This window comes from Halostagnicola sp. A-GB9-2 (assembly GCF_030068615.1).
GTDB lineage: Archaea > Halobacteriota > Halobacteria > Halobacteriales > Natrialbaceae > Halostagnicola.
Genome location: NZ_JASJOC010000004.1, coordinates 327,060 through 341,087 on the forward strand (window position 1 = coordinate 327,060; position 14,028 = coordinate 341,087).

Genomic DNA, 14,028 nt, shown 5'->3' on the forward strand with positions numbered 1-14,028 from the left:
AGTGATCTGTGCGAAATTCCGCGTCTTTTCTCCATACCTTCGTTCGTACGGGCGATCTGTCGCTGTAGGACCGCCAGCGGGCTGAGACCTTTCACTCTCGTGAACGTCTTTCTCTCGAGTGATCAGAACAACACTTTAGCTTCGTCTCACTACTGCGGATAGTGCGACTGCTCCGTCTCAAAACTGACCGAAATTCTCGAACTCGAGCGCGTCGTCTAACTCGAGTGGCACCGATCCCTTCTGATAGCCCTCGATGTGCCCGTTCGGCCGGGCTCGATAGACGACGGCGGGTCGGTGGCGAACGTCGGGCTGCTCGCCCCGAACTGCGTTCCAGTTGTCCTCGCGGAAACTCGAGCAGTCGACGAACAACACTGCGCCGCCGCCGTGTTCGGCGAGTTGGCCGTTGGTCTTCGTTTCGGCGGTATCCCGAACCGCGGCGACCGGCCCCGCGGCGGCCCGGTTTGCGGGCGGCTGGGGTCGAGTTACTTCGACGAGCACGTTCGTTTCCGCGTCTTTCGCGCGGAAATCCAGCGAGTGTCCCGTCGTCACCTCGATCTCGGGCACCACGTCGTAGCCCGCGTCGACGAGGACTTTCGCGGCGATAAACTCGCCCATCGCCGCGCTCATTCGAACCCGGTCGACGTGATCGCTGGTGCCGAGTTTTCCCGACATGACGTGTCGGTACTCATCAAGCGTGCCGCTCGAGAAGAACTCCTCGAAAAAGCGCGTCGATTCCCTGCGTCCGGCATCGGGGAAGCCGGCCGCGTGCTCGCGGAAAAAGGCTCGCGTGGATTCACGCCCGTCCTTGGACATGAACACGGGAAGGAAAAACCACGAGAGGTGCGGATAGTCGGCGAGCCACGGATCTTCCTCGTGGAGCGTCGAGAGTAATTCCCGCTGTGCCCACCGGGAGACGTGATACGGCACGTCGCGCCAGCCGAATTTATCGGTTCGCCACAGCGCCGACGGCGTCTCGGTGTTGCCCATCCAGTAGGCCTCCTCCTCGTTTCGGGCGAACAGCGCGACGTCGTCGTTTGCCATCTCGAATCGGTGGGTGTCCCACCCGCCGTTGATCCGATATCGCGGACTGACGGCTTGAGCGCCGATGTTGTTCCGAAGCGGTTGCAAAATTTCCTGTCGAACCCGTTGCTCGCTCCAGTGGGCGGGCGAATAACGGAAGCGAAGCGGCCGTGCCACAGTGGCGAGTACGCGCTGAGCTCGCATACGTCTTCCCTTCTCTCGCTCATTGTGCATCTGGTGATACTCTCCGTTTCATACATGTTAACGACTGGTGCAACCGTTACCTTGATAAGAGAGAACTACTTACATGTTCATAGTTACCATGTCAATGGGTGCCTATGACGAAGACGAACACGAGCGGCGTGAAAAGCAAGCTTCCAAGGTGGACACGGATTTCGACGATGAGCGGACGATCCACCACGGAACGGTCGAATACGATTCGGGCGATTCTGCGGACGAGCTCTTGAGCAAGTTCGAGGAGATCAAATCGAACTAGTGGCGGATCGCTTCCGTTTCCGCTGGAATCTACCACCTCTACTGGCAGGTCCGTCGAGTCGAGGACAGGGGAACGACTTTGACCGTTCCGTCACGATAGTCAGCTATGGGAACTGACTCGTGCGATGGCTGCGGCCGACCGATCTCAGTCGCGGGCGGCATCGCCAATATCTGGACGTTCGGCGAGGACGACGGCAGCGACGGTACTGCGATGACCCTCGAGTTCGAGGACGGCTCGAGCCATCTATTGTGCTATCCCTGTCTCGGGGCGTTGCCCGACGAACCGACTGCCAAGGATATCGAGAAGTTAGAACGGGTCGACGAGGAGACATCCACACTATCGCTTCGTTGAGAGTGCTACTCCGCTAACTGTCGTTCGACAGCAGACGACAGAGAACACGGAAGGGGTGGGATTCGAACGCCACGAGGCCTGAGGGCCTCCGCGGGCCAATGGCCCACGGTGCTCTTCCGCTGAGCGACCCTTCCACGTTCAGGTTCGAAGGGAGATTTCGTATTTGTAATCGAGTCCCTACCGTTCGGTAGGCGGCGGTTTCGGCATCTCTGTGGGCAGTGGTGTTCGACCGATACCCTGTCCCAAGACTCACTGACGGCGACGGTTCGGTGCTTTTAGGATCGAGCCCCTCCGTGAACCGAACGGTGAACACCGAGCGGATCTTCGAGGAGTTTCCCGCGCCGAGCTACCGCGGAACGCAGGAGACGGCCCTCCGAGACATACAAGACGCCTTCGAGGCCGGCAACGACGTCGTTCTCGTTCGAGCGCCGACGGGGAGCGGCAAGTCCCTGTTGGCTCGAGCGATCGCGGGCTGTGCCCAGACCGTCGAGGAGGCGGATCCGAGCGATCCCTCCGGAGCCTACTACACGACACCGCAAGTTTCCCAACTCGACGATGTCGCGGCCGACGACTTGCTCGCGGATCTGAACGTTATCCGCGGGAAATCGAACTACGACTGTATCCTCCCGAACGAGCGGAACACGCCCGTCAATCAGGCCCCCTGCGTTCGCGAACGCGGGTACGACTGCTCGGTCAAACATCGCTGTCCGTACTTTTCTGACCGCGCGATCGCCTCGAACCGCGAAATCGCGGCGATGACGCTCGCGTACTTCATGCAGACCGCGGGGAGCGAAGTCTTTCGAACTCGAGACGTCGTCGTCGTCGACGAAGCGCACGGGCTCGCCGAGTGGGCCGAGATGTACGCCACGATCCGGCTCGGCCCTCGATCGATCCCCATCTGGGAGGACCTTCGCGTTCCCGACATCGACGGCGTCGACCGCGCCGCACGCTACGCCGAGAATCTCGCCCAGACGTGTACCCGCAGAAAAGATGAATTACTCGAGCAGGAGACGCTCACACCCGCGGACGTTCGCGAACGGGATCGCTTTCAGGAACTCATCGGTGAACTCGAGTGGTTCGTCTCGGACTATCGGGATCCGGAGAGTCCGACGACCTGGCTCGTCGATCAGGAGCCGGCCGACGAAAACGAACAGGATACCGATTCGGACGGCACAGACGACGAACTCGGCGGCCCGCTGACGATCAAGCCGATGAACCCCGAGCGATACCTCAGACACACCGTCTGGGATCGGGGAAACAAATTCGCGCTCCTCTCGGCGACGATTCTCAACAAAGAAGCGTTCTGCAGGCAGGTCGGACTCAATCCCGCGGACGTCGCCCTCGTCGATGTCGAACACACGTTCCCCGTCGAAAACCGACCGCTGTACGACGTGACACAAGGGAAGATGACCTACGACGAACGCGACGAAACCCTGCCGAAGATCGCTCGAACGATCGTCCGGATCATGCAGGAACACCCCGACGAGAAGGGGCTGGTCCACGCTCACTCCTACGCGATCCAGGAGCGACTGGCCGATCTCCTCCGGGATTTCGGCGTCGGCGAGCGAGTTCGTACCCACTCGAGAGATGGCCGCGACGGCGACCTCGAGGCCTGGAAGGCGAGCGACGATCCGGACGTGTTCCTCTCGGTCAAGATGGAGGAAGCGCTCGATCTCAAGGGCGATCTCTGTCGCTGGCAAGTCCTCTGTAAAGCGCCGTTTCTCAACACCGGCGATTCGCGCGTCGCCCACCGCCTCGAGGAGGGCCAGTGGGCCTGGTACTACCGAACCGCGCTCCGGACGATTATCCAGGGCTGTGGTCGGGTCGTCCGCGCGCCCGACGACTACGGCGCGACGTATCTGGCGGACTCGAGCCTGTTAGATCTGTTTGATCGCGCACGCACAGACATGCCCGACTGGTTCGAAGCGCAGGTCGTTCGGATGGACCAGCCGTCGCTGCCCGCGTTCGAGCCTCGGACTGCGGTGGCTGAGGCGGGTGGTAGACGGTCGTCTTCGAGTCGTTCCGGGTTCTCTTCGTCTGCCGGTTCGAACGGCAGTTCCGGGTCCGGCAGCGCGTCCGGGTCCGCTGACGACGGTAACCGATCCTCGCGAGACAACAACCGATCCCGGAAGCGGAATTCTTCGCGCTCGAGTCCGTTGGCCGACGTCTGGGACACTGACGGCTAACGTGACCCCTCACGCCGTCATAGCTAACCGGTGGTAGAAACGCTCGAGTCACTCGAGATTGATATGGATCCACTCGGTACGGACGTGGACGCTCTTATCCGGTTTCTGGCGTTACCCGTCGTCCTTTTCGTCGGAACCGGCTCCGAGCGGACGGTGTCATCGACGCGCGACGGACCGACCGGCTGAACGGCGTCGTTTACTCCGTCGCGCTCCCGCTCGCGTTGCTCTGTGTCGGTGTCTCGCTCAAGGTCGACCTGTCGGCGATCGATTTCGGTGCGACCGGCTCCGTCGTCGCGCTGAAAATCGTCTGCATGCCGGTGCTCGCGTGGATCGTCTTCTCGCTGCTGACCGTCGACGAGGCGACGTTCTCGTGAGCGTCGTCATGCTCGGAACGTCGACGGCCGTCTCGATGTACGTCTTCGCCGCCGAACTCGAGGGCGACGAGGACCGGCTATCCGGTGGCGAAACGAGGTCGGGCTAAAAGAGATAGATCGCCGGCATCGCGACCATCGAAGTCGCCATCAGTATTGCGAACACCAGCGCGATGACCTGTCCTCTGTTCATTATTCACTGGTTCTGTCTCAACCTGTATGAATGTCACGGCTGTGTTCGCCGCTCGATGCCGTCGGCTCCCGAATCGTTGAACGTCGAGCGTTCACAACCGGATCGTTTCAGTCGATGACGGCGTCGAGAACGACGTGTTCGACGCCGGCGCTGTGACTTTTGACGCGACGCCGGTCGTCGACCCGCTCGAGCGTCCGCCCCGCCGTCTCGATGGCTCCTTCGACCCGCTCGACCGGCCGCTCCCACAGGAGCGACTCGGGGGTCGCCTCGTGGTAGTGGACCGTTCCACCGGGCTCGAGTGCCTCGAGTGCCGCGGGGAGGAACTCGTGGGCTTCGTCGGTTCGGGTGCCGGTTTCGTCACCGGGGTCACTGGACGGTTTCGGCTCGTTCCCGACGCCGTAGTAGCCCATAACCACTCGGTCGACCTCGAGACCCTCAGCCAGCTCCCGGCAGTCGGTCATGTAGGCTTCGAGATCGGACTGAACCTCGTTCAACATCGCGTTCTCGAGGAGATACCGAAACGCGGTCGGATTGACCTCGGCGGCAGTCACCTTCGCACCGGCTCGCGCCATCGGGAGCGTGAAGTAGCCGATCCCGGCGAACATGTCGAACACTCGTTCACCCGCCGAAACGACCTCGCCCATTCGCGCTCGTTCGGCCTGATTCCCGGGCGAGAACATCACTTCTGTCGGATCGAGACCGTACTTCGTACCGTGTTCTACATGGATCGTCTCGGTGTCGCGGTGGCCTGCAAGCAACCGCGTTCGCGGCTCCCGATAGGTCCCCGCAGTACCGTCGTTCGCGACGCCCTCGTCGGCGAGGACGCTTTCGGCCTCGCCGTGAATCCCGAGTAGTTCCTCGCCAAGTGCTGTCTCGTCGGGGCAGTCCTCGGGAACCGTCACGAGGATTACCGATCCGACGACGGCCCACGAACCTGGAACCGTCTCGAGTTCAGCGTCGCTCCAGCCCCGTTCGGCGAGTCTGGTCTCGAGATCCGGACTCCGGTAGTCGGGGTCGATCTGGCGGATCACCTCGAGCACCGACGTCTCGGACGGCTGGGACGAAACCGGCAGTGCGACCGTTTCGGCGGTGTACTCGCGGACCCGTCGCTCGTCGTCGTAGACACATTCGGCTCGCAGGGATTCGGTTGCGGTTTCAGCGCGGGGCTTTTCGACGACGACGGCAAGCGGTGTGTCCGTTCTCGCCTCGAGCGTCGGGCTTTCCCCTTCGGGAATCGGACTCGCCCCTTCTGGCTCCTCAGTCATCGCTCTCTGCCGGAAGGACGTGCAACCCGGCGCGGCTTTTCAGGACGGGGACCGTCTCGGCGTCGGGATCGAAGTAGTCGGGCCGGGATACCGTCTTCGCCTGATAGGTTTCGGGATCGAGGACCTGCACGGCGTTTTCGTCCTCGACGGTGACGACGGTCGTCTCCTCGGCGGCCTCGAGTTCGCCGAGCTTTCGGGCGTCGGGGGAGTTGCCTTCCTCGTAGTCCGCTTCGTAGTGCTCGCCCGTCGTTACGCGCGTTCCTTTGAGGTTTCCTCGAGCGCTCCGGACGAGGACGGGGCCATCATCGTCGTCTTCGTCGGCGAGTTCGATAATGTCGCCTGGTCGGTACGGCGGCAGACGAACGGCGAAGGTGACGCGGTAGACCTCGTTTCCGTCGGAATCTTCCGTCACGAGCGTCTCGGCGTCGTTGATGGCCCCGCCGAACTCCTCGACCATCTTGTTCGAGATTTTCTTCCCGATTTTGTTGGTCGAGACCCGCATGTTCAGCCCGTCGGGCGTTTCGCTCATTTTGGTGATGAAGGCGTTGCGGTCTCCGGTCGCCTCCATTTCGGCGACGATATTATTCGCGATTTCTTTCGCGCGTTCGGTCTCCTCGGCGACCGGCGTCCGGTCTTCGGCGCGAATCTGGACGATGCTCGCGTAGTAGTCGCCAGCGATTCGGCCACAGCGCGTACAGGTCTGTCGAGCGATTCTCACGGGAACTGTTACTTGCTCTTCGACGGGTTCGCCGCGCACGACACCCGTGAAATAACAGTGCATCCGGATCGTGTTCTCGTCGACCTGTTCGGGTTCGACCTGCCAGGCCACGTCTTCGGCGTCGACGTGAACGCCGAGTGCTTCGCTCACCTCTTCGATTGCGACGTCGGTGTAGTCGTCTGCACCCACGTCGACCCAGCGCTGTCCCCGGTGGACCGCTCCACACCGCGCACAAACCCGGACGTCGACCTGCTGGGGTGCATCGACGAATTCGAAGTCCTCGAAGTAACACGCCCGGCAGAGGTCGCTTCCCTCGGTTCTCGGATCGGGGATCTCGCTCGTCTCGGTCCCGTCTCCCTCGTTCGTCGTCTCTGTCGTCTCGGTTGCATCCCCGGTTTCGGTCGCGTCGCTCCTGGATCGATCCGGAATCGGATCACCGCAGCGGGGACAGAACGCACGCGAATCAGCCATTGACTCCACTTTGAGGCTGAGCGAGTTAAACGGCGCGCTCTCTCGCTTTCGATCCTACTCGAGGATATCTTGATCGCATAAAGCGATACCTCCTCCTTTCCGTTTGTGAGTGCTCCACACGAAACGAGGGGGTCCAGTTTGCGTCTGTCGATCTGACTGTCACTTCTTTCCACGCGAAATAGGGGGGTGAACTGGTCATGCTCGAGGAACGTTTCAACGCTACCGGTCGCGATCGGACGCGCTCGTCCCTCGCGTAGTCGGGTGATTTCCGGCCCTTCCTCGAGATATTCGGAGTGAATGTTGGGATCCCTCGGTCGGAAACCTCTATCACATGTGGAACTATCACACGATGAGCAAGACGAACGTCTGCCATACGTCAGATGGTTGCGTCTCGTTCATGTCAGACGTGCTTCCGTCATTGGATCTCGATAGGAAACAGGGGGGTTTCGCTCGAGCGCTCGCTCGTCGGTTTGACGACACTTATTTCCCCTCGAGTTATAGTCCCCATATGGACTGGCAACCGGACTGGGGGCTTCGCGCGCGAATGGGCCTCACGATGTTCCTGCTCTTCGGAGTGTACCTGTTTTTTATCGTTGCACTCACGACCGCGTTCGGTGGAACCGCCTCGAGTCTCCTCCTCGTCGCGTTGCTGTTCGGGAGCTTTTCACTGATCCAATTTTTCTACAGCGACAAACTCACGCTGTGGAGTATGGGTGCCGAGGAGGTCGAATACGAGGAGTATCCGCAGTTACACGCCTCGGTGGATCGACTCTCCCAGCAGGCCGATCTGCCGAAGCCGAAAGTGGCCGTCGTCGATTCGAAGGTACCGAACGCGTTCGCAACCGGGCGCTCGCCGAGCAATGCTGTCGTCGCGGTAACGTCCGGACTCATGCGAACGCTGGATCAGGAGGAGTTAGACGGCGTGCTCGCACACGAACTCGCCCACGTGAAGAACCGCGACGTGGCCGTGATGACCATCGCTTCCTTTCTCTCGACCATCGCCTTCCTCATCGTTCGCTTCGGCGGCCAGACGATGATCTTCACCGGCGGTGGGCGAAGTCAGGGCGGCGGAAAGGGCGCGGCGGGGATTCTCGTCGCCATCCTGATCTCGCTAATCGTCTGGATCATCAGCTACGTTCTCATCCGCGCGCTCTCGCGCTACCGCGAGTTCGCCGCCGACCGCGGCGCGGCCGCCATCACCGGCAACCCGGGCGCGCTCGCGTCCGCGCTGATGAAAATTTCCGGTGAAGTCGATAAGGTACCCGATGAGGATCTCCGCGAGGAAGCCGAGATGAACGCCTTTTTCATCATCCCGCTCAAGTCCGGCATCGTCGGCCGACTGTTCAGCACCCACCCCTCGACGGAACGACGGATCGAACAGCTTCGGGACCTCGAGCGCGAGACGGCGACGGCCTGAACGGTATGCATCGTGTCCAGAACGTACTATTCCCACTTCGGCGCGTCATCGAGATGTGCGTTCGCCTCGCGTGAGGTTCCGCGCATTTCGCCGATCAACTCTCGAGCCCGCTCGGCTCGCCAACGATATCCGTCGGCACGGAACTCGTTGGAGCTGGGCTTTTCGATGACGATTCGTCCCCTGGCCCCGCTCCCCCGACACGTCGGATCTCTCTCGGTCATGTCTGTCCGTGGTAACTTGTCTCTGTAGGCTCTGACGAAATCCTCTTCTTTAGACACCTGATTCTATGAAACTACTGTTCACTACACATGCCAACCTTTTGCTCTGCGTGCGGTCGCTTCGCGACCGCACTCGGCAAAACGTTGATGAAAAGCACGTCGTCACCCCCTCAGCCGCGCCGTTGGCGCGGCTTCGAGGGCTCCTTGGCCCGCTCGCTCACTGCGTTCGGTCGCGGGTGCAAGCGGTAACACCTCCGCCTGTACTGATCGTTGGAGGGCTCGGTCGAGATTGTGGACGATACACGCAAGGACGATTCACGAAACTGCTTCCACCATCGTTGTGAACGGACCAATCCCGTTCTCGCGGGCCATCGCCCGAATCTGCTGATCGTTGTGCCCCTTGTCTCCAAGCAAAACTCCGATTTCACTAACAGCTGGACGTTCTCTCCGGTTCCGAGGCCACCGTCCGTACACGAATTCTGACCGGAACAAAGACAGTGTACGTGTGCGTCGTGATAGATATGGCACAAACCGTCGATGAACTTCGGAATGAAATTCGGATCGCGGTCGGTCGATTTGAACGAGAGAGAACGACAGCGTTCACGAAAGAGGACCTCGCCGCAGTTTGTGATGTAGTGGGGTACGAGATTGACACGAGCGGGCGTCTGCCTCCGAAAGCAGAATTGAGGGCAGGAATCTTGAGGAAGATCGGTGCTGCACAAGAGCCCAATCCAGAGGATACATCGTCGTCGTTCCGGAAAGATGAGTTAGAAGCGATCATGGCTGCTGTTCAGTAGGGCTTTTCTCGAGTAGTCTCCCCCTCTCCCATCGACAGAACCCGAACGTGCACTCGAGTGCGCGCGAAAATGGATGACTTCTAAGGTAGTTCCCACGACAATACGGATATGGGACTGCTGGACGGACTTCGTTCCGTACTCGGCTTGCGCGCCGAGTCGGACGCCAAGCGAGACGCCGACCCCGACGACCTCTTCGGGATGAGCACGGCCTACTTCACCATGGAGGCCGAACTGGGCTATGAATCGGCCGACGTCGGCGCGCTCTGTTTCTCCGGCGTCGACTCGAGCACCTTCCGCGAGGCCGTCTCGGAGGTCGAGGCGATCCTCGAGGCGGGCCGCGAGGAGACGGGCACCGAGTTCGAGGTCGCAGAAGACGACCACGGCTACAGGTGGGTAATCCTCGAGGAGAGCGATCCTGAGGATCTCATCACGAGCATGCATTTTGCGGCGGACACGTTCATCGAGCACGGCTACGGCTCGCGGCTGCTCGCGGCGGTCTTCGCTTACGAGGGGACCGGGGTCGCCAACGGCGACGGCCCCGCCTACTGGATCTACTCCTTCCGGCGCGGGCGCTTCTATCCGTTCGCTCCCCGCCCCGGCCGTGAGCGGGACTCGAGTGCTGAGTTCAAACTCGAATCGGTACTCGACGGCGAACTCGAGGTCGAGCGCGAGAAGGAGTACTGGTACCCGCTGTGGCCGAGTTCGTCCGGAACGCACCCCTGGGAGTGAGCGGTTTCGACCAACCACATCCGTCGAATCGGCCGACGGGTTCGGTGCGTGCCGTATCTATTATGCCCTGTGAGTCGCAACGGTGTGCCAGTGAGCGATTGGAACCAGTTCAGGAGCGATCACGAGAACTCCGGCCATCGGCGAGCCCCGACGCTCGAGGATCCGGATCGTCCCGACACATCTTGGGAGACCGAAATCAGCGGTTCCGTCGAGGCCTCGCCGGTTCTCGATCGCGACACCGTCTACATCGGCTCGAGCGCAGGGAACGTCTACGCGTTCGACAGGTACGAGGGCCGCCGCCGGTGGGTCTTCGAGACGCAACTGCCGATCGACTCGGCGCTCGTCGTCACCGGTGAGTCGCTTTTCGTCGTCGCATCCGACGGTACGGTGTTCGCACTCGATCCGGAAACCGGCGAGCTCCGGTGGGAGGCCGAAGTCTCCGGTGGCGTCGAATCGGCACCCACGCTCTCGCGTGGAGTCCTCTTTATTGGCCACGTAGACGGCGTCTCGGCGCTCGCGGCCGAAACCGGTGAGGAGCTGTGGTTCCACGAGACTGACGCCGGAGTCGTCGGAACTCCTGCGACAACGGACAGGTTCGAAACGGATCACGTCTACGTCGGAACCTATCAGGACGAAGTCCTCGCGCTCGAGACGGCGACCGGCGAGGAAGTCTGGACGGCTCCAACGAACGGCGCGGTCGTCGGCGGCCCGACCGTCGTTCCGGGCAACGGCGGCGCGGACGGAACCGACCCCCTCGGATCCGACGAACGACTTTCTCCTGCGCTCAGTTCGAAGGCGTCCGACGCCGATACCGAATCCGGGAGTTCGTCCGCACTCGGGGACGACTCCGGTCGTGATATCGACACCACACAAGAAGTTGACCCGGCGGATGACACAGGTATCGCCAGCACCGCAGCTGGAACAGATCTCGAGTCCAGCCAGACGGCCGTCGACACGGCTGAGAGCGGACAGGAACACCTCGCCGTCGATGGCGACATCGACGCGGGCTCCGGTGACCGCGTGTACGTTGCCGACGAGGGCGGGCTCCTCGTCGCGTTGAACGCCGAGACGGGCCAGTCCTGGTTTACTTACGAGATCAGAGATTCGTTTACGACCGCACCGACGGTCACCGACGACAGCGTGTTCGCCGGCGCGTCGGACGGCTACCTCCACATCACCGACACGATGTTCGGCAAGCGGAAACTCCGCGGGTGGCTCTTCGCGAAGAAGGGAATCAACCTCGACGGCGTCGCCCATGCGGAGCCAGCCGTCGTCGGTGACACCCTCTGTCTCGGCGACTCGAGCGGCTCGGTCTACGGAATCGACGTCGACGAACCGGACTTTGGCTGGCACTACCCGCTCGAGGAGGGCGTCTCGAGCGGCCCTGCGGTCTCGGACGGATCCCTGTACGTGGTCACGGACGACGGTCGACTCTGCTGTCTCTCGTGGCGGGACGAAACTGCGGGCTGGGACTAATTCGATCCGTTCTCCTCAGCGCCGTCGAACGCTGGCCGCCAAAATTTCTCCCGACGGATATACTCTCGGGTACGAATCTGTTCGACCCCGCTACGTCCGGCACTTTCACTTTCACTTCCCTGTTAACGAGGCTTTATACGGATACCGGCACAACGACTGAGTATGGCAGACGCAGACCTCGAAGCACTCCCTGGTGTCGGACCGGCAACCGCAGACAAACTCTACGATGCAGGCTTTGATTCTTTCCAGAGTCTCGCCGTCGCCGCTCCGTCGGAACTCTCGAATACGGCCGATGTGGGCGAGTCTACCGCGAGCGATATCGTTCGCGCGGCCCGCGACGAAGCCGATATCGGTGGCTTCGAAACCGGTTCGACGGTTCTCGAGCGACGAAACGAGATCGGCAAACTCAGCTGGCACATCGACGAGGTCGACGAATTGCTGGGCGGCGGTATCGAGACCCAGTCGATCACCGAAGTGTACGGCGAGTTCGGTGCCGGGAAGTCTCAGGTCACCCACCAGATGGCCGTCAACGTCCAGCTTCCGAAGGAAGTCGGCGGACTCCACGGGAGCGCCATCTTCGTGGACTCCGAAGACACGTTCCGACCGGAACGTATCGACGACATGGTTCGTGGCCTCCCCGACGAGGCGATCGAAGCGACCCTCGAGGACCGCGAAATCGAAGGATCACCTGACGACGAAGCCACGCTTGACACTCTCATCGAGGACATCCTCGAGAAGATTCACGTCGCAAAGGCGTTCAACTCGAACCACCAGATGCTGCTCGCCGAGAAGGCCAAAGAACTAGCGAGCGAACGGGAAGACTCGGAGTACCCGGTTCGACTGCTCTGTATCGACTCGCTGACCGCCCACTTCCGCGCGGAGTACGTCGGCCGTGGTAACCTCGCCGACCGACAGCAGAAACTCAACAAGCACCTTCACGACATCGACAAGGTCGGAAACCTCTACAACGCGGCCATCATCGTCACCAATCAGGTCGCCTCGAATCCCGACTCATTCTTCGGCGACCCGACGCAGCCGATCGGTGGGAACATCCTCGGCCACAAGTCCACGTTCCGTATCTACCTCCGAAAGTCCAAAGCCGACAAACGGATCGTCCGACTGGTCGACGCGCCGAACCTCGCCGATGGCGAGGGCGTAATGCGCGTACAGGACGAGGGACTGAAGCCGGAGTAGTCGGAAGCTGGAACCGTCCCGACACACTCGGAACTGTTCGCTCAATTATTGCTATTCACTCGCTCGAATTACCCAATGCCTCGAGCGCCGCCTGACGCATCTCCGTAACCTCCTCGATTTGTTCTTTCTTGTCCTCGGGGTCCTCGAGTCCCTGCAACCAGTACAACGAACTGTAAAAGGCCACCAGCTTCCCGATCTCGGCTTCGGTTAGGAGACCGAGATCGCCCGCGGCCGACTCGTAGATAACCGGATTCTCGACGCTGGTCGTCACCCGTTCGTAGCCACCGTCGTCGATAATCTCGTCGACGTGTTTGTACGCTCGAAGTTCCTCGCTGAATGCCTGCCGGAGCCGCTTTGTCGCGTCGCGCTCGCGTTTCCAGTACAGCAGGTACGAGCCGGCTGCCGTCGCTATCGCTCCGATGACCGCGCCGAGGACGAACCCGACCGCCGTTTCGACCATATCGGACGAACGGTCGTCTCGAGGGTAAGCTATCGGGTTGCAACAGCACTGTCCGATGACGGCTAAACTATTGGTTGACGAACGAGCGAGAACGAAATTGGGCCGGCAACGACGTCGAGTCCGAGAAGCTTTCGTTGAAAAACCGCTCAGTCTTCGGTCGATGTCTTCGATTTATCCAACTCGCCGCGATAGATCTTCGCCCCGTCCTGTGCGACCTTCTCGGCGAGGACGGCACACTTGATCCGCATCGGCGAAATTTCGACGCCGAGCATGTCGACGATGTCGTCCCGATCCATCTCGAGCAGTTCGTCGATCGTCTTCCCTGCGAGCTTTCCGGAGAGCATGCTCGCGGAGGCCTGACTGATCGCACAGCCGTCGCCGGAGAACGCGACGTGCTTGATCGTCTCCTCGTCGTCCTCGAGTTTGACGTCCATCTGGATCTCGTCACCGCACATCGGATTCTCCCCGACGTGCGTGAAGGTCGGATCCTCGAGTTCCCCGTAGTTTCGAGGACTCTTGTAGTGGTCGAGGATCTGCTGTCGATACATATCCGAGCCCATTCCCATGATTGGATACGGATACGGCTGTCTGCTGTAAAAGGATTCCGGGGTCGCGTACTACTCGAGAAGTGCTCGACCGTGTCTCGTTTGCGGAGCGTCGATCAAC

15 protein-coding genes, 1 tRNA gene and 2 pseudogenes are annotated in these 14,028 nt (G+C 61.1%); 10 read left to right on the top strand and 8 right to left on the bottom strand.

Annotation, left to right across the window (positions count from 1 at the left end; translation table 11 throughout):
* Positions 1-177: 177 nt before the first annotated feature.
* Entirely contained in the window at positions 178-1,197 is a 1,020-nt protein-coding gene (locus tag QNM96_RS12710; RefSeq protein WP_283836760.1) for a DUF5784 family protein, read from the bottom strand.
* A gap of 145 nt (positions 1,198-1,342) precedes the next feature.
* On the opposite strand from QNM96_RS12710, the gene QNM96_RS12715 reads away from it, so the two are divergent.
* Positions 1,343-1,516, top strand: a complete 174-nt coding sequence (locus tag QNM96_RS12715; RefSeq protein ID WP_283836960.1) for a DUF5786 family protein — start codon at positions 1,343-1,345, stop codon at positions 1,514-1,516.
* A 105-nt stretch (positions 1,517-1,621) separates the two neighbouring features.
* On the top strand, positions 1,622-1,867 hold the full coding sequence (locus QNM96_RS12720; RefSeq protein WP_283836761.1) for a hypothetical protein: 246 nt from the start codon (positions 1,622-1,624) through the stop codon (positions 1,865-1,867).
* A 47-nt stretch (positions 1,868-1,914) separates the two neighbouring features.
* Here QNM96_RS12720 and QNM96_RS12725 read toward each other — a convergent pair.
* Positions 1,915-2,001 (bottom strand) — tRNA-OTHER (locus QNM96_RS12725).
* 171 nt (positions 2,002-2,172) lie between these two features.
* Between QNM96_RS12725 and QNM96_RS12730 the strand changes: the two genes are divergently transcribed.
* From QNM96_RS12730 to QNM96_RS12740, 3 genes and pseudogenes are all read left to right on the top strand, one after another.
* Complete coding sequence (locus tag QNM96_RS12730) at positions 2,173-4,053, top strand: ATP-dependent DNA helicase (RefSeq protein WP_283836961.1); 1,881 nt, start codon at positions 2,173-2,175, stop codon at positions 4,051-4,053.
* Between the two features lie 63 nt (positions 4,054-4,116).
* Positions 4,117-4,239, top strand: coding sequence for a hypothetical protein (locus QNM96_RS12735; protein WP_283836762.1), 123 nt, complete (start codon positions 4,117-4,119; stop codon positions 4,237-4,239).
* Positions 4,240-4,244: 5 nt separating this feature from the next.
* Positions 4,245-4,501 (top strand): annotated as a pseudogene (locus tag QNM96_RS12740) (AEC family transporter); the annotation flags it as partial.
* A 223-nt stretch (positions 4,502-4,724) separates the two neighbouring features.
* On the opposite strand, the gene QNM96_RS12745 reads toward QNM96_RS12740, so the two are convergent.
* Both QNM96_RS12745 and QNM96_RS12750 read right to left on the bottom strand, forming a co-directional pair.
* Positions 4,725-5,882, bottom strand: a complete 1,158-nt coding sequence (locus tag QNM96_RS12745; RefSeq protein WP_283836763.1) for a class I SAM-dependent methyltransferase family protein — start codon at positions 5,880-5,882, stop codon at positions 4,725-4,727.
* Positions 5,875-7,071, bottom strand: a complete 1,197-nt coding sequence (locus QNM96_RS12750) for a 60S ribosomal export protein NMD3 (RefSeq protein ID WP_283836764.1) — start codon at positions 7,069-7,071, stop codon at positions 5,875-5,877. Before QNM96_RS12750 ends, QNM96_RS12745 begins: the two co-directional genes overlap by 8 nt.
* A 508-nt stretch (positions 7,072-7,579) precedes the next feature.
* Here QNM96_RS12750 and htpX point away from each other — a divergent pair.
* Positions 7,580-8,488, top strand: coding sequence for a zinc metalloprotease HtpX (gene htpX, locus QNM96_RS12755; RefSeq protein WP_283836765.1), 909 nt, complete (start codon positions 7,580-7,582; stop codon positions 8,486-8,488).
* 26 nt (positions 8,489-8,514) lie between these two features.
* Here htpX and QNM96_RS12760 read toward each other — a convergent pair whose 3' ends face one another.
* Complete coding sequence (locus tag QNM96_RS12760) at positions 8,515-8,709, bottom strand: hypothetical protein (RefSeq protein WP_283836766.1); 195 nt, start codon at positions 8,707-8,709, stop codon at positions 8,515-8,517.
* 270 nt (positions 8,710-8,979) lie between these two features.
* Positions 8,980-9,132 (bottom strand): annotated as a pseudogene (locus tag QNM96_RS12765) (IS5/IS1182 family transposase); the annotation flags it as partial.
* Positions 9,133-9,227: 95 nt separating this feature from the next.
* Between QNM96_RS12765 and QNM96_RS12770 the strand changes: the two are divergent.
* From QNM96_RS12770 to radA, 4 genes are all read left to right on the top strand, one after another.
* Positions 9,228-9,503 (top strand): hypothetical protein, encoded by a 276-nt coding sequence (locus QNM96_RS12770; protein WP_283836767.1) that lies wholly within the window; start codon positions 9,228-9,230, stop codon positions 9,501-9,503.
* Between the two features lie 108 nt (positions 9,504-9,611).
* Positions 9,612-10,232, top strand: coding sequence for a hypothetical protein (locus QNM96_RS12775; RefSeq protein ID WP_283836768.1), 621 nt, complete (start codon positions 9,612-9,614; stop codon positions 10,230-10,232).
* A 90-nt stretch (positions 10,233-10,322) separates the two neighbouring features.
* Positions 10,323-11,708, top strand: coding sequence for a PQQ-binding-like beta-propeller repeat protein (locus tag QNM96_RS12780; RefSeq protein ID WP_283836769.1), 1,386 nt, complete (start codon positions 10,323-10,325; stop codon positions 11,706-11,708).
* 162 nt (positions 11,709-11,870) lie between these two features.
* A complete protein-coding gene (gene radA / locus QNM96_RS12785) occupies positions 11,871-12,902 on the top strand; it encodes a DNA repair and recombination protein RadA (RefSeq protein ID WP_283836770.1) in 1,032 nt (343 codons plus the stop codon).
* Positions 12,903-12,957: 55 nt separating this feature from the next.
* Here the strand turns inward: radA and QNM96_RS12790 are convergent, their stop codons facing one another.
* Together QNM96_RS12790 and sufU are read right to left on the bottom strand one after the other, a co-directional pair.
* Positions 12,958-13,362, bottom strand: coding sequence for a hypothetical protein (locus QNM96_RS12790; protein ID WP_283836771.1), 405 nt, complete (start codon positions 13,360-13,362; stop codon positions 12,958-12,960).
* Between the two features lie 146 nt (positions 13,363-13,508).
* Complete coding sequence (gene sufU / locus QNM96_RS12795) at positions 13,509-13,928, bottom strand: Fe-S cluster assembly sulfur transfer protein SufU (RefSeq protein ID WP_283836772.1); 420 nt, start codon at positions 13,926-13,928, stop codon at positions 13,509-13,511.
* Positions 13,929-14,028 lie beyond the last annotated feature (100 nt).